Origin of the sequence: Mongoliitalea lutea, from assembly GCF_014652135.1 — a bacterium.
GTDB classification, from domain to species: domain Bacteria; phylum Bacteroidota; class Bacteroidia; order Cytophagales; family Cyclobacteriaceae; genus Mongoliitalea; species Mongoliitalea lutea.
This window is the reverse complement of the sequence record NZ_BMYF01000029.1, coordinates 1-16,305: the sequence shown is the minus strand read 5'-3', so window position 1 is coordinate 16,305 and position 16,305 is coordinate 1. Positions and strand designations below refer to the sequence as shown.

The following is a 16,305-nucleotide window of genomic DNA, read 5'->3' as shown; positions in this document are numbered from 1 at the left end:
ACATACTAACGTAGTACGAACAGGGCCTAAACACCATAAAAAAATCTAAGGATCATCCTGCTTTCACCAAGGCATATTCAAAGGAAGGTCTTCCCCGCTCTCCATCTCTCGTAAGGGAAAGGAATCTTACCTTATAGAAGTTGCCTCTTGCGTCCTTCATAACATAAAAACGATCATTTCTAATTGTAGGGGCCATGTTAGGGCCTCCTCCACCTCTCCAATTTGACCCAATAGTCAGACGATTATCGGCAACCAAGGTCAATCCAGATAAATGTGATTCATTGAAGTTATCGTAGCTGATTTCAGCTTCCAATACTTGAACTGCAGTCACCCCTCCGTAAATATTGTGAAATACCAAATCCTGAAAGAAGTATGCTAAGGTACCATTGACAGCCTGTGGGAATGGTGTTGTGGATGTCCCAGCGTTCCATACAAAATCCCAATCACTTTTTTTAGGCTCCACATCTACTTTCCCCTGCTCAAAGGATACGTACACGAAGTTAAAGTCAGAATCCTTTTGGATTTCCAATGTATTGAATGTTGTGGCATTCAGGTCTGCATGCTGCAACAAGTACCTTCCATTTTGCTGGACAATTCGAATTTTCTTCCAAGGCCGCTCATCGGCTCCCATGCTTCCTCTATTGAGGATATAGACTTTATTGTCTGCTTGTACGGCACTCACAGGAGAAATAATTGGCTGATTCAAAGGATTGGCAGGATTGTCCACCCGTAAAATCGCTTCCATATTATTGAATGTCATATCCAAACCTCCAGAGGACCTCAAATCTGCAGCCTGTGCCTCTCCCACTTGATTGAGATCTGTAGCTGAAGTCTCATATGCCATCGCACCAGTGGTACCATTGATCAGCACTCTGAAATCTGAACCTGAGGAAAATGCCAGATCCCATCTTTGACGCTGCACGGTTGTTTGCTCACCTGTTCTAAGGTTGATAAAGGCCATATTTGGAAAAGTAGCTCCCCCTCCATTGATTTCTATAAATCCATCAGATGCAGGATCCGGCTCCATAATGGGAGATTCTGAGTTGTCGCAAGAAAATAGGCCAAGTGAAAAGGCTATTAGAATGATTAGTAATTGATTAATTTTCATTGTGGTTTTTATTTTGATAGTTGATACGTTAATCCAAGAAAATAGGAGCGTCCTACGCCCATAGGCCTCATGGGTCCTCCTCCATGGGCCGAACCGGCCATTGCAGTGCTTTCAATATCCACTACATTCAAGGCATTTCTGACACCCGCATTTATCCGAATCCCATTTTTCAATGGCTGATTGATGGTAAAATCCATCCAATGGAATCCTTCCAGTTCTACCTCCATTGGTCTCAATTCTCCAGCACCGTCAAGTTGCATCTGGAAAGCAGGAAGTGGACCTGTCCATTTGTAGAATAGATTGAATTGTGTCTTTAAACTTGGCAAGGTGTAGCTAAGATTGGCATTGACTTCCGGTGAATAAAGCATCGCAGGTAAGGCTACTTGTTCTGTAGCGAGTTGATTAAATCTCCCGATGTAAGAAGTACCCAACTCCGCTGACCACTGCTTCCCTGAAAATCCTGCATTGGCCATTAATCCCTGAGAACGGAATCTGTCAATGTTAAACATGGTGGTAATCCGTGGGTCTTCTGGATCTATGGTAAATGCAATCCTATTTCGCACATCATTATAAAAGCCATTAAGTGCAAACTTGAATGTGTATGGCTGGAAAGCTTTTTCGTGGCTAAAGGAGAAATTATAGCTATCAGAGGTCTCCGCAACCAAATCAGGATTACCTCGGATACTATGACTGGCATCAAAGAAATCAAAATAGAGTTCTCGAATGGAAGGCGCACGGAAACCATTGGCATAAGACACCCTGAAATCCCAATGAGTACTTAAGGCAACTTTAGCATTCAATGAAGGAATTACAGGTGGGGCTTCATACGCTGAATTATATGCTTTTCTTAGGCCAGGTCTGATCTGGAGAAATTTAGTTGGCTTCCATTCTCCCGTAATGAAAGCTGCATAATCCTGAATCCCCGTATTTTCACTGATTCTGTCCCCAATTCCATTTTCAGTATTGACATCTATACCCGGGACCAATGTAAGTTTCGGGGATAGCATCCAATTTCCTAGAAGACGAAACGTCAATCCCTGATAATTGAGCATAGCCTGTGAACCCTGCTGCCTAGAAAGGTTTCGTTCATTTGTGCGGACATTCGTCACCCAAGTCTGCGTTTCTCGTTGAAAATCAGTGTAAGCTGCCTGCATGGACAGTTGAAAAGTTGGTTTGACCTCCCAACGCCCGTTTACACGGTGCATCCATCGGGTAGTGATAAAGTCAGTATCGATGACTTCCAGTCTATTTTCAGGACCCAATGAATTGATTGTTTCATCCAAAAAATCTACACTGTAATCCAATTCTATATCACCTTGAGTAAAGGCTACCGAAGCATTTACCAAATTTTGGCTTTTGGGCAACCAGCGATGTTGTCTACCTTCATCACCACCTTTCCATCCACCAAAATTATTTTGAGTAAACCCACCTCGGAATGCAAGATGTTCACTTTGTCTCCAAGCACCGCCAATCGAACGAATATGGGTACCTTGACCAACAAAGGGACTATACTCGTTTCCGGCTGTTTCTTCCTGAATCCTCGCTGTAATGGAATATGAATTAACTCCTTGACCATTTTTGGTGATAATATTGATGACACCGGCTAGAGCATCTGCTCCATAAATTACAGACATCGGCCCCTCAACAATTTCAATCCGCTCGATCATATTGACATCAATCTGATTAAGGTTGATCTCGTTATTGACCCCTTGGCGCCCAACCATCGGAACACCATCGATGAGAATTTTCACATTTTGCCCAGACAGCCCATTCATTTCCAAGTTGGAGCTTCCAAGCGCATTATCCTGGCTAAAGCGTATTCCCAACTCTGTATTGAGCACCTCCTGTAAATTCATGGCAGCTCTACTTTGAATAATTTGCTGATCAATAGTCCTTACCATGTACGTTGACTGCCGAGCACTTTGTGGCCCAAAATTTCCTGTCACTACTACTTCCCCTAACTCACTAAGAGATGATTGAAGTATCACTTTTTTTAATGACTTTAACTCATCTAACAATACCTCCCTATCAGCGTAACCCATAGCAGTTATCTTGACAGTAGCGGATGAGGGAATATTATCTAAAGAAAAATAGCCTTCAGTATCCGCTACGACTCCCTTTCCTTCTCCCCAAACGATGGCAGCAAAAGGCACACTTTTGCCACGCTCATCTACTATCTGTACACGTTGGCCAGAGTCAGCCAAAGCGACCCCAAGCATCAACCATACGAGCGAAAACGTTATCTTAATTTTATTTAGATTAATTCTATACATTGGTTTAAAATTTTTTTGGCGGGCGAACCCGCCAAGAAGCTTACAAACTATCGACTAGATTTTTCCAAGCAGGTAATTGAGGAATTCCAGGCTTTCTTAGGCCGAAAAACTGTGCGATCATTTCACCTTCCTTATCAAAAAGCTCTAAGGAAGAGACCAACCCGTCTTCGGTATTTTTATGAACGACAAAGGCACAGTCGATCTGATCTTCATTCAAATGCATATTGAAATCAGGATCAAGCACATTCAACCAAGAACCCATTTGACGGATGGTTCTTACTTTACCTTGGTGGATTTGAATATTTCCTTTGTTTCCTGCGAAGATCATGATAGGCATTTTTTCAGCGGAGGCCACTTCCAAAATTTTCCTAGCAGATAGTCGGTCCACTTCATACGCCCATTTGTCATTGATCCATTTCACGGCGTTTAATCTGTGAACTTTGTACTTACGCAGCATTCCAAAAAACTCATGCGTATCTTTCATGTTTTCCCAATCCTGTGTGAAAGCTTCCAAATCAATACTTTCTGCATATTCAGGGGATGAAAAAGCCTCGATGACGATTTCCTCTTCTTGCTCAGCTGCTTGGTACGCTTGAATAATATCATCAAATGCTGCCAAATTACTTTTTTCCTGCAGGTATACTTTCATAACTGCCTCTCCTGCCTTGTCAAAAAACTGGAAGCTTCTCATGGTGCCCCGAGGGGTTTCATTGATGACCGCAAACCCGTATTTCCATCCACTGAAAAACACCCTTTGCTCAATAGGTCCAATAACCGTCGCCACCTGATAAGGTGCCTCTCCCTGAATATCAATTTTCTGGAATGTGCCTTTATGTTCCAATACACATCCTTCATTACGGGTCAAAGACATTACTTTACCCAACTTTTTAAATTCAATCAGCAATGAAGCCCAGTCTCCCTGTAAGCGAATGGTATGCTCACCAACAGTTGTCGCCAACAATTCTAATTCTGTCACACCTAATCTTTTTGCGGCATCTCTGATTCGCAGTTGTGGTTCGGAAGATTTTAAGGTTTCCCAAGCCTTAGCTAATGACTCTCGGGAAGATTGAATGAGTGTTTCCATAATTTATGCTGTTTTTACTATTGCTGAATTTTGATGTAAGGGTAATGATTGAATATGCTTGCCATGGTATCCCTGATGGTCAAATACTTGGATAGGATAATCATACACATGATGCAACTTTTCAGAAGTTAGCGTCTCTTCAACGGATCCTGACTGGTAAATTCGTCCATTTTTAAGCATGATTACCTGATCAGAATAGGCAGCAGCCATATTCAAATCATGTAAAACTGCCAAGATGCCAATATTTTTATGCTTCAATCGAGAGGCGATATGCAATACCTGATGCTGATGGGCAATATCCAAGCTTGAAGTTGGCTCATCCAGCAGCAGATACCTTGGATTGGAGGATTCTCCCCAGATTTGAGCCAATACACGGGATAATTGCACGCGCTGCTTTTCTCCACCGGATAATTGACTGTAAAGTTTGTCTCTAAACTGCCAGGTTTGTGTTTCTTCCATTACTTCCTGCACTATGGATTGGTCAGCACGGTCACCTAAGGCAATCATTCCCAACTCCACTACTTCCCTCACTTGGAAAGGAAAAGATAACTGCGAATGCTGGGGCATCACCGCTCGAATTTTAGCCAAATCCCTTGCCTTAAGGTTCTTCAAATCCTGCCCATTGTAGGATATCACACCTTGTTGACAGACAATATCACCTGCTAAAATTTTTAAAAGCGTAGACTTCCCGGCACCATTAGGTCCTATAATGGTTGTTAGTTTCCCTGGAGCGATACTTATCTCAGCAGTGTTGACAATGGGCCTTTGCTGAATGCAAAAATGGATATTTGAGGCTTGAAGCATATTAAGAGCGAATTTGTTTGATAGATAAGAGTAACCAAATAAAGAATGGAGCACCAATAATGGCTGTAATTATTCCAATGGGCATTTCAGAAGGCGCAACCATGGTCCGCGCGAGTGTATCAGCAATGGTGAGCAAAATAGCCCCCGCCAACCAAGAAGCTGGCAATACCAAGCGATGATCCGCTCCAAATAAGATACGCAAGAGGTGAGGAATCACTAGACCTACAAAGCCGATGGTACCCGTAAAGGCAACGGCAGTCCCTACGATTAAAGCTGACCCAATTAATACAACTAATTTCGTCTGCTGCACATTGATTCCCATGTGGAAGGCTTCACTTTCACCGATTGCCAAGGCATTGAGGGCTTGGTACTGACCCAAAATCAAGCCAACTGGAAGTACAGAAATAAGCGCCAAAATGAGCACTTTATGCCAATTGGCACCTCCCACATCTCCCAAACTCCAGAAGGTGAAGTTGCGTAGTGCTGCATCATCCGCATAGAAAATGGCTAAACCTATCAAAGCTCCGGCAAGCGCATTCAATGCCACACCTGCGAGGATAAGTAACGAAATATCGGTTTTACCTGCTTTACTGGAAAGCTTATAAACTAATGCTGTATTTACCAATCCCCCTACAAAAGCAAAGAGCGCCAATCCAACTTTCCCCATCCACGCCAACCAAGCTACCGAAGATCCAAAAACAATGTAGACCACAGCAAACAAAGCACTTCCACTACTGACACCGATGAGACCAGGTTCCACAAGCGGATTTCTAAACAAGCCTTGCAACGCAGCACCTGCAAGTGACAGAGAGCCTCCTACCAACATCGCCATCACAATTCTAGGGAGTCTTATTTGAAGGAGTACATTGTGCTCTTGTATGGTCAAAGCCTCATTTCCTAATTGAACTCCCATTAGAAATTGAAATACTTTGCCAATACTTATCGGAAAAGCACCCAAACTCAATGAAATGGCTAGTAGAAATACTAATATTCCTCCAAGCCCAACTAAGGTCAGCGATCGCTTTTGAGAAGCAGTCGATATAGTTACTAAGCTCGGCATTAATTTTTTCTAATTGCTTTAGCTAAGTCCAAAGCGGCTTGGGCAACTCTAGGCCCAAACCCTGACAAATATTGTCCATCAAAACTGAGGATATTTCCCTGCTGGAATGCAGTTGTCTGATTAACTCCTTTGATCTGTTGTACCCCATCTTTTCCACCAATTGTGCCTAAACCAGAATCGAAAAATAGTAGGTAATCAGGATTCATACTTACCAAGGCTTCCGGTGTAAGTGGAATAAAATCTTTAAAACCAGTGCCTGCGGGTCTTCCACCAGCCAATTGGATGATTTCAGCAGCAAACGTATCATCACCGGCCAAAAAAACAGTCTCTAATCCGCGAGCCATAATAAATGCTACTGCAGGAGGGTCAGCTAAGGGATTTGCCTGCAGGTAAGTCTGCAACGCTGCCTGATCAGCCTGCAATTGCAGTATCAATTCATTTCCTTTTTCTTCTTCCTCCAAAAAGGAAGCTATTTCTTCAATCAAGCGATAAGTTTCATTGATAGCGGTAGGTTTTTTGAATAAGTGCACCTGAATTCCTGCCAATGTTAACTGAGCTAATACATCCTCGGTGAGGTATCCTTCTTCCGCCAAAATCATATCCGCACCCAAGGCCATCAATCCTTCTCCTTTGATTTGATTTCTATAACCAATGGAAGGTAATTGCTGAAGAGAGACTGGAAAGGTAGAAGTTATATCAGTTGCAATAATCTGATCTAAATATCCTAGACTCACCACCACTTCAGATACAGTACCACCAGCAGTAATCAACTTCCAGTGTTTTTTTTCAACCTCTTCAGAAACCTGCTTTGTATTGCATGCAACAAAAGCTCCCAGAATTACCACAAGTACTAAACGACTTATCATTATTAAGATTAATTTTAAACAACATGACAAAGGTCATATTATTTAGATTAAATCCAAATAAATTTAAATTGATTTTTTCTATCAAGAAAGAATTTTAATCGACTGATATTGAAAAGCGTATTTTAAAAGTACCAATTCGATACTTTGCAAGTTTGTATGTACCTATAGACTTAGAAATGAAATACTAATTATGGTTTGAACATGAAAAGCCCGTTGTTAATAAAATTCAAAAAAGACACAATTAACGATTAACCAATTAAATTTTGAGACAGGAAATCCCTCATTTGTAAAAGCATAAACCGAAAAAAAATGTCGATGGAGCTCTAAAAGCTATATGCTTAGCAAAAAAGAAATAATCACTCGATTAAAATCCCCAAACATCCTTTGGTATTAAGCTTTTATAATTAATTTTGCACTCGAATTAAAAAAGCATCATTTCTTTTTACACAATAAATCAAATGGCAAACATTGGTAAGATAACACAGGTAATTGGTCCAGTAGTGGACGTGTCCTTCGAGGGCGGTAAATTACCAAATATCCTAGATGCGTTGACAGTGACCAGAGAAGACGGTCATCAGATCATCTTGGAAGTTCAGCAGCACTTAGGTGAAGATAGAGTAAGAACTATCGCGATGGACGCTACAGAAGGTCTTGTAAGAGGCACTGAGTGCGTTGACAACGAAGCACCTATATCAGTGCCAACCGGAGAAGCTATCAAAGGACGTCTATTCAACGTAGTTGGTGCTGCTATTGATGGTCTTCCTGAGGTGGAATCTGCTAAGCGCTTACCAATCCACCGTTCTGCTCCTAGATTTGAGGATCTTTCTACTTCAACGGAAGTATTATTTACTGGTATCAAAGTAATCGACTTGATCGAGCCTTATGCAAAAGGTGGTAAGATCGGTTTGTTTGGTGGTGCCGGTGTAGGTAAAACCGTATTGATCCAGGAGTTGATCAACAACATTGCGAAGGCATATGCAGGTTTGTCCGTATTTGCCGGTGTTGGTGAGAGAACACGTGAAGGAAATGACCTTTTGAGAGAAATGATCGAGTCAGGCATCGTAACTTACGGTGAAGACTTCTTGCATTCATTAGAAGAAGAAGGTGGTTGGGATCTTTCCAAAGTTGATTTGAAAAAACTGGAAGAATCTAAAGCTACGTTCGTGTTTGGTCAGATGAACGAACCTCCTGGGGCTCGTGCACGAGTAGCCTTGACAGGTTTGACTTTGGCTGAATACTATAGAGATGGTGAAGGTGATGGAGCTGGTAAAGACATCCTATTCTTTATCGACAATATCTTCCGATTCACTCAAGCAGGTTCTGAGGTATCCGCTCTTTTGGGCCGTATGCCATCTGCGGTAGGTTATCAGCCTACATTGGCAACTGAAATGGGTGCCATGCAAGAGCGAATCACGTCTACTAAGAACGGTTCCATCACTTCCGTACAGGCAGTTTACGTACCTGCGGATGACTTAACTGACCCTGCTCCTGCGACTACCTTTGCTCACTTGGATGCCACTACGGTACTTTCCAGAAAGATTGCTGAATTAGGTATCTATCCTGCTGTAGATCCATTGGATTCTACGTCAAGAATTCTTTCTCCAGACATCTTGGGTGAAGAGCATTATGGATGTGCTCAGCGTGTAAAAGAAATTCTTCAGCGTTACAAAGAATTGCAGGATATCATTGCGATCTTGGGTATGGAAGAATTGTCTGAAGAAGATAAGATGGTCGTACACAGAGCTAGAAGGGTACAGCGTTTCCTATCTCAGCCATTCCACGTAGCAGAGCAGTTTACTGGTTTGAAAGGTGTATTGGTAGACATCAAAGATACAATCAGAGGCTTTAACATGATCATGGATGGTGAGTTAGACCATCTTCCTGAAGCAGCATTCAACTTGGTAGGTACCATTGAAGATGCCATTGCCAAAGGTGAGAAAATGTTGGCTGAATTAAACAACTAATCTGCAAATCAAGCACGTCATGATGCAATTGACTATTATTACCCCTGACCAAAAAGTATTCGAAGGCGAAGTAAGCGAAGCTACTTTCCCAGGTGCAGCCGGTTCTTTTCAAGTATTGAAAAACCACGCCCCTATCGTATCTGCATTGGACAAGGGCAATGTTTCTTACACTACTAAAGAAGGCAAATTAAGCTTGGTAGTAGACGGAGGCGTTGTAGAGGTAAAAGATAATAAGATTGTCTTATTGGCTGAAAAAGTCATCGGATAATCCATCAATAACTAATTCAAAGAGGCTGGTTTGAATAAATCAGCCTCTTTTTTTTATGGAAATCATTGAATTTCTGAAAATTAATTGGGATAGCTAAAATAAAACCCTACCTTTGCAACCCTGAAAGGAGGTGTATACATATGATCATAGTCAACGTAAAAGAAAACGAATCTATCGAAAAAGCGCTTAAGCGTTTTAAAAAGAAGTTTGATAAGACTGGAGCTGTAAGAGAGCTTAGAGCTAGACAGCACTTTGTAAAACCTTCTGTTAAGAGAAGAGACCAAGTTATCAAAGCTGCTTATAAGCAAAGAATGCAAACAGAAGCAGCCAACTAATTGGTTGCTATCTTTTCGAGATACATTCCCAAAACACATCTGCCAAAAGCGGGTGTGTTTTTTTAGTTTTTAGTAATTAGTAGATTGAGTGAATAGTTGTCTAATTGACGGTGGTTGAAACAAGATTGATTTTTTTAACCTGATTCCCTACTTGGTTCTTTGTACTTTGTACTTGGTACAACTTCATCAACCCCTCTTGCATCTCTCCCCCTTTCGGCCTATTCTTGTATTAAATTTCATATGATGGCTAAAAGACTTGTATTCACCCTATTTCTTTGTCTAAGTTTTGGTTTTTCCTTACTGGCGCAGACCAAGTATCCAACACTATTCGAACAGACAGAAGGCAAACAAACCCCTCTCTATCACGAAGTAATCAGCTATTTCGAGCAATTAAGTTCCGATTTTGAGGAGGTAAGGATGGTTGAAATGGGAATTTCGGATGCGGGATTGCCGTTTCATGTCATTTTATTGGATAAGGCCCGTACATTTGATCCTAAGCAGTGGCATGAAAGTAATCGCCCCATACTTTTTATCAACAATGGTATCCATCCAGGCGAACCTGATGGAATAGATGCCTCCATGATATTGTTGAGAGATATCTTGGAAGGAAAAATTCCTTATCCGGAGGAGTTGGCACTAGCGATCATTCCAGTCTATAATATCGGAGGCCATTTGAATAGAAACTCTTACAGTCGAGTAAACCAAAATGGCCCGGAAGAACATGGATTTCGTGGGAATGCACGGAATTATGACTTAAATCGTGACTTCATCAAAGCAGACACACGGAATGGCCGGTCATTCCAACAAATCTTTCAGTGGCTGAGTCCACAGGTGTTTGTGGATACCCATGTAAGTAATGGGGCAGACTATCAACATGTGATGACCTTAATCTCTACCGAATCCAACAGACTGGGAGGCGCCATGGGAAGCTATCTGCGCCAACGACTAGATCCTGAATTATACAAGCGGATGGATGCTGCGGGATATCCTATGATCCCTTACGTCAATGCTTACGGAGGCAAGCCAGAAGATGGCTGGAGCCAATTCAAGGATTTAGGAAGATATTCGAGTGGTTATGCTGCCCTGTTTGGCACAGTTTCCTTTATGCCAGAAACACACATGCTCAAACCGTATAAGGATCGTGTGGAATCTACCTATGAATTGTTGAAGATTTTCATTCAACTGATGGGCGAGGATGGGAGCACTATCGTGAAAGCCTATCAACAGGATAGAGCATCAATTAAATCCCAAGAAACATTCTACTTTCAGCACACACTCGATCGTAGTAACTACCGCATGATTCCTTTCCATGGCTATCGATCAGCTCAGAAACCTTCAGAAGTTTCGGGCTTGCCACGCTTATACTATGACCGCAATCAACCATTCAGTACGGAAGTTAAGTTTTATGAAACCTATGAAGCCAAGCTCGAAATTACCAAACCACAGGCCTACATCATTCCACAAGGCTGGCACCATGTGATCGAAAACCTGAAAAGAAATGGGGTAAACATGCGTATCTTAGAAAAAGACAGTACCTTGGAAGTAAGCGTATACCATATCCACGATTTTCAAACTGCCCAAAGACCTTTCGAGGGACACTACATTCACAGCAATACGACGCTAACTAAAAGTGTTGCACCTATGTCATTCCGTGCCGGAGATCTCATCATTCCCATGAATCAAGAGCGGAATAAATTCATCATGGAAGTACTTGAACCAGAATCTGAAGATTCTTTCTTCAATTGGAATTTCTTTGATACTATCCTTCAATCCAAAGAAGGCTATTCTGCGTATGTCTTTGAAGATTTGGCGGCAGAATTCTTAAAGGAGAATCCTTCCATCAGAAAAGCATTAGAAGAAGCCAAAGAGACGGATGAAAATCTTCGTAACAATGCCGCAGCCCAACTCCGATGGGTATATGAACGCTCCCCATGGAAGGAAAAAGATCATAACCGTTACCCTGTCTATCGTTTAGAAAAATAAGTTTATCATGGATTCTCCAAAAAAGCAGAATTTCCTTCAAAAACTTCAAGGCAAATGGCAGCTGAATAGCATAAAACAGGTGCTGTTGGTATTGCTGGTTTTTGCCTTGACTGGATTCACCATATTATTCATCAAGCAGCCGATTTTTGATCTCTTAGGAATTAGTATGGAAAAAGGAGGGGTGTGGAAAACAATCCTTTATCTACTCCTTGTACTGCCCTTATATCAGGCAGTATTGCTGCTTTGGGGATTTGTATTTGGACAGTTCTCATTTTTCTGGGAACATGAAAAGAAGTTTTTCCGAAGGATAATAGGGAGGAAAGGGTAAAGAGTTTAATACGCTCACTTGGGAACCGAAATAACTTAACTGCAAAGGAAGCAAAAGTCGGCGCAGAGGTCGGAAACCCCATAACAACAGGATTATTTAAGTACCCTCAACATGTACAAGGTATAAAAGTCTTCTTCCTCTTCTAGATTGGTTGCTTTATTGAAGTATAGCACCCCATCACGTACCAAAAATCCCCAATAAGAATCTAAATACATTGGAAGAGGAATATCTGCTAGTTCATCTCCTTCCAAATCAAAAACTTTAAGTCTTTTAGCTGCTTTAGTGACTTCCAGTTCATATGCTGCATCAGCCTTCTTTTCATCAACTTCATATAGTTGATCTAATTCAGCTAGCTTCTCCTTACTTATCCCCTGAAAATACATGAGGTACACATACTTGGAATCCGCCTGTAGATGACGTAAGCCGCCTTTGGACGCCTCTATATACACATCATAATCTAAGAATTCCTCAGGCATTCCCTCGCTCAGCAGTACATCCTTCAGCACCAAGGACTTCTTAAACTGAAGCGCATATGGCGCTTCCTTAGCATAGGCATATAAAACAGGATTGGCATCATAGGTTACATAGATATAATCTAGTCCAACCGCCATTCGGGAATACAAATCTCCATCATCATAATGTTTCCCATCAAAGAAACGGGATTCCTTGTCCAAAGGGAATAGATGTTGTAAGGTAAAATCATCTGGATCGATCAATACCCCACCTCTGATTTTTTCATAATACCCACCTTCGGTTCGCTTACCTGCGATAGCACCTCCCCGGTACAATATTTTATTTCCTTCGGCGGTATTCAATACCTTCGGGCCACCACCGGTATTTCGCATAATACCTTTGAGCTGATACGCAGGATTGAATGGGGTGAATTTCAGTTCCTCTCCCTCTAAATTAAACCATTTTAAACCCTTGGACCCAATCACAAAAATAGACTCATCATCCCAAAAAGCCATTTCAGAAAAGGCAAACCCAAAGGAATCCGGCTGATCTCCTGATTTATCATACGTGTGCATGATGGATCCTTCTTCATCCACTAGGTAATAACGATTCTTTTGATAATCCGCTGTCAATAAATACTTTCCATTGGGACTGATATCTAGCAACATCATTTCACCTAAATGTGCTACACGTATGGAATCTACTAGCTCTAATTGAAAACTTGATTCCGCTTTTTCTGCGGATTTCTTTTCACAGGCGATTAAAGATATAATCAAGAAAACACAAAAGACTTTGAACATAAAAAGAGGGGACAAAAGTTATTTTTAAATCTATGAATTTTTCTACATCAAGAAAAACCAGTAATGATATTTAACATGGTTGCAGAAATTTACATAGCTTAGCATACTAACCCACCTCCATTATGATTCGATTCTTGAAGTTCTTAGGCATCTTAATTATCTCCCCTATTCTATTAATGGCACAAAACCCCATCAAAATCGCCTGTGTAGGAAACAGCATTACACAAGGACCAGGACAAACTCATGCAGATAGCTATCCAATGCAATTACAGATCCTCCTTGGAGATAAGTATCTCGTGCAAAATTTTGGTGTAAGCGGACGGACATTGCTCAAAAATGGGGATTTCCCTTATTGGAATGAGCCAGAAATGGATCAAGTAAAAGCTTTTAAGCCGGATATTCTTTTAATTAAATTAGGTACCAACGACTCCAAACCACAAAATTGGCAGTACAAAGATGAGTTCAAACAAGATTACCTGGATCTCATCAAGGAGTTCAAAGGCTCTCTTTCAGAAACAGGAAAGATCATCATTCTCATTCCTGTACCAGTTACTGAGGATAATTTTGGAATCCGGGAATCTGTGATGGTGGAAGAAATGAGACCAATCTTAGTAGATATTATCGAAGAGTCTGGCTCAGAAATGATCGATCTTTACACACCGCTTCAAGGCAGAGGAGATTTACTTCCTGACGGTGTGCATCCAACTAAGGACGGTTTGGGCATCATGGCAAAAACAGTCTACGATTATTTGAAAAAAAAATAGAGGCTGCCTTTTACCGACAGCCTTTTCAATTAATATTTCTCGATCAGAACCCTTAAATCCACTCAAAACCCAAGTAAGGAACCAAAACTTGTGGCATTCGGATACCGTCTTCGGTTTGGTTATTTTCGAGGATTGAAGCCACTATTCTAGGCAATGCAAGGGCACTCCCATTAAGCGTATGAGCCAGTTGCGTCTTTTTATCTTCTCCTTTGTAGCGTAGCTTTAAGCGATTGGCTTGGTAGTTTTCAAAGTTACTCACAGAACTCACTTCCAGCCATCTTTCCTGAGCAGCTGAAAATACTTCCATATCGTAAGTCAATGCAGAAGTAAAGCCCATATCTCCCCCACAAAGTCTAAGTACTCGGTATGGGAGTTCCAGTTTTTGTAACAAGCTTTGAACATAGGCACTCATTTCCTCCAGTGCTTCATAAGAGTTGTCCGGATGCACGATTTGTACAATTTCGACTTTGTCAAATTGATGCAATCTGTTAAGACCTCTTACATGAGCGCCCCAGCTACCTGCTTCTCTACGAAAACAAGGAGTATAGCCAACATTTTTAATAGGAAATGCCCGCTCATCCAAGATTACATCTCGGTAGATATTGGTAATGGGCACTTCAGCTGTTGGAATCAAGTACAACTTATCCATGGTCGCCTCATACATCTGCCCTTCTTTATCCGGAAGTTGCCCTGTGCCATAACCAGAATCTTCATTGACCAATATAGGTGGCTGCACTTCCATATACCCAGCTTTCAAGGCTTCGTCTAAGAAGAAATTGATCAAGGCTCGCTGCAAACGCGCACCTCTCCCCTTGTACACAGGAAATCCAGCACCAGTGATCTTGACTCCTAAGTCAAAGTCAATGATGTCGTAATCCTTGATAAGTTCCCAATGCGGTTTTTTGCTAGCTGGCAACTCAGGAATTTCTCCATGAGTGAGTACAATTTCATTATCATCCGCTGATTTACCTTTGGGAACAGAATGATGTGGTACATTTGGAAGCGTGTACAAAAGTTGTCTCAAATCCGCTTCATAGGTGTTGTAAGATTCCTCAAGCACCTTGATCTGTTCTTTGATCTCTCCTGTACGGGTTTTGATGTGCTCTGCTTCCTCTTTTTTACCCTCTCTCATCAATAGACCGATCTGCTTAGAGATTGCGTTGGATTCCGCTTGAAGACTGTCACGCTCTGTTTGCGTTTCTTTCCTTTTCTTATCCAGTTCCAACACCTCATGCAAGGTAGCCTCTGCATTAGCCAAATTCCGCTTCTGCAAACCTTCCAGCACCAATTCAAAATTTTCTCTAATCGTATTGACGAGTAACATATTTCTTTGCTGTTTTTTTTAACGAATGCAAATATACGGAAAGTGAGTGATTGGTTATTGGTGATTAGTTAATTAAGTGATTTAGGTAAAAGGAGAAAGGTGAAAAGACTGACCACCACTTCATCATTCGAAGTTAGGCGTTCATCATTCGGCGTTTACTAGTATCAGTAACCCGTAACTTTGGGTGTCTCGCAAAGACGCCAAGCCGCGGAAGGTTTCACGCCACGAGCGCAACGATTCATCACAAGGGCTGCGAAATAGGCTGTCCACAGATTTTACAGATTAGCACAGAATAATTGGTTTGAATGTAATAGTCTTAGCTATCCCCACACTTTATCAGCGTAAATCATGGACCAATTTATTTCCGATGAACATTTATTAAGTTGATTAAGTGATTGGATTAAGGAGAAAGATCAAAGGTGAAAAGACTGACCACCACTTCATCATTCGAAGTTNACGCCACGACCGCAACGGATGAACGCCACGACCGCAAAATAGGCTGTCCGCAGATTTTACAGATTGGCACAGAATAATAGTTTTGAAGGCGCATAGATTAATTTAATTGGCGTGAAATTATGTCAAATGATCACGCTATAATTCATTTAGCAGTTTCATCGGAGCGGCCGACATTTTAGCAACGGGTTTCAACCCGTTGATGAGCAATCTTAACCAATAGTGAAGTGTCGTAGACACGATAGACATGAGCTAAGGAATTTTATGCCGGCCGTCCCGATGGGACTTTGAAAAAAGAGCTCGATCAATTTGATCCGAGGGTTGAATATGCCCGTCGTCTCTACGAGACTATTGCAATAATTAGCAGGCAAGAAAAACCTTCTTTCAAATATGCGAATCTGTCTTGCTTCTTGATTCTTGGTTCTTGTTTCTAATCTC

At 41.5% G+C, this 16,305-nt stretch carries 14 protein-coding genes; 6 read left to right on the top strand and 8 right to left on the bottom strand.

Annotated features, from left to right (window positions below):
* Positions 1–52: 52 nt before the first annotated feature.
* From IE080_RS18165 to IE080_RS18140, 6 genes are read right to left on the bottom strand one after another with little or no spacing between them, the layout of a single operon-like run.
* Positions 53–1,108, bottom strand: coding sequence for an HmuY family protein (locus IE080_RS18165; protein WP_189586192.1), 1,056 nt, complete (start codon positions 1,106–1,108; stop codon positions 53–55).
* An 8-nt stretch (positions 1,109–1,116) separates the two neighbouring features.
* Positions 1,117–3,381, bottom strand: a complete 2,265-nt coding sequence (locus IE080_RS18160) for a TonB-dependent receptor (RefSeq protein ID WP_189586188.1) — start codon at positions 3,379–3,381, stop codon at positions 1,117–1,119.
* A 40-nt stretch (positions 3,382–3,421) separates the two neighbouring features.
* On the bottom strand, positions 3,422–4,465 hold the full coding sequence (locus IE080_RS18155) for a hemin-degrading factor (RefSeq protein WP_189586185.1): 1,044 nt from the start codon (positions 4,463–4,465) through the stop codon (positions 3,422–3,424).
* Positions 4,466–4,468: 3 nt separating this feature from the next.
* Positions 4,469–5,269 carry a heme ABC transporter ATP-binding protein gene (locus IE080_RS18150; protein ID WP_189586182.1) on the bottom strand — a complete coding sequence of 267 codons (801 nt, stop codon included), beginning with the start codon at positions 5,267–5,269 and terminating at the stop codon, positions 4,469–4,471.
* 1 nt (position 5,270) lies between these two features.
* Positions 5,271–6,329: a FecCD family ABC transporter permease gene (locus IE080_RS18145; RefSeq protein WP_189586179.1), complete on the bottom strand. Its 1,059-nt coding sequence runs from the start codon at positions 6,327–6,329 to the stop codon at positions 5,271–5,273.
* Entirely contained in the window at positions 6,329–7,195 is an 867-nt protein-coding gene (locus tag IE080_RS18140; protein ID WP_189586177.1) for a heme/hemin ABC transporter substrate-binding protein, read from the bottom strand. The genes IE080_RS18145 and IE080_RS18140 overlap by 1 nt, the downstream gene beginning before the upstream one ends.
* A 458-nt stretch (positions 7,196–7,653) precedes the next feature.
* Here IE080_RS18140 and atpD point away from each other — a divergent pair, with 458 nt between their 5' ends.
* From atpD to IE080_RS18115, 5 genes are all read left to right on the top strand, one after another.
* Positions 7,654–9,159, top strand: coding sequence for a F0F1 ATP synthase subunit beta (gene atpD / locus IE080_RS18135; RefSeq protein ID WP_189586174.1), 1,506 nt, complete (start codon positions 7,654–7,656; stop codon positions 9,157–9,159).
* A 19-nt stretch (positions 9,160–9,178) separates the two neighbouring features.
* The gene (gene atpC / locus IE080_RS18130) at positions 9,179–9,427 is read left to right on the top strand and encodes an ATP synthase F1 subunit epsilon (RefSeq protein ID WP_229800728.1); all 249 of its coding nucleotides are present in this window, start codon (positions 9,179–9,181) and stop codon (positions 9,425–9,427) included.
* 140 nt (positions 9,428–9,567) lie between these two features.
* Positions 9,568–9,762, top strand: a complete 195-nt coding sequence (gene rpsU, locus IE080_RS18125) for a 30S ribosomal protein S21 (protein ID WP_189586172.1) — start codon at positions 9,568–9,570, stop codon at positions 9,760–9,762.
* A 243-nt stretch (positions 9,763–10,005) separates the two neighbouring features.
* Positions 10,006–11,745 carry a M14 family zinc carboxypeptidase gene (locus IE080_RS18120; RefSeq protein ID WP_189586169.1) on the top strand — a complete coding sequence of 580 codons (1,740 nt, stop codon included), beginning with the start codon at positions 10,006–10,008 and terminating at the stop codon, positions 11,743–11,745.
* Positions 11,746–11,752: 7 nt separating this feature from the next.
* On the top strand, positions 11,753–12,073 hold the full coding sequence (locus tag IE080_RS18115; protein WP_189586166.1) for a DUF6787 family protein: 321 nt from the start codon (positions 11,753–11,755) through the stop codon (positions 12,071–12,073).
* 92 nt (positions 12,074–12,165) lie between these two features.
* Here IE080_RS18115 and IE080_RS18110 read toward each other — a convergent pair whose 3' ends face one another.
* On the bottom strand, positions 12,166–13,302 hold the full coding sequence (locus IE080_RS18110; protein ID WP_229800726.1) for a hypothetical protein: 1,137 nt from the start codon (positions 13,300–13,302) through the stop codon (positions 12,166–12,168).
* Between the two features lie 146 nt (positions 13,303–13,448).
* Here IE080_RS18110 and IE080_RS18105 point away from each other — a divergent pair, with 146 nt between their 5' ends.
* Positions 13,449–14,090, top strand: coding sequence for a GDSL-type esterase/lipase family protein (locus IE080_RS18105; protein WP_189586160.1), 642 nt, complete (start codon positions 13,449–13,451; stop codon positions 14,088–14,090).
* A 52-nt stretch (positions 14,091–14,142) separates the two neighbouring features.
* On the opposite strand, the gene serS is transcribed toward IE080_RS18105, so the two are convergent.
* Positions 14,143–15,414 carry a serine--tRNA ligase gene (serS, locus tag IE080_RS18100; RefSeq protein WP_189586158.1) on the bottom strand — a complete coding sequence of 424 codons (1,272 nt, stop codon included), beginning with the start codon at positions 15,412–15,414 and terminating at the stop codon, positions 14,143–14,145.
* Positions 15,415–16,305: the final 891 nt, after the last annotated feature.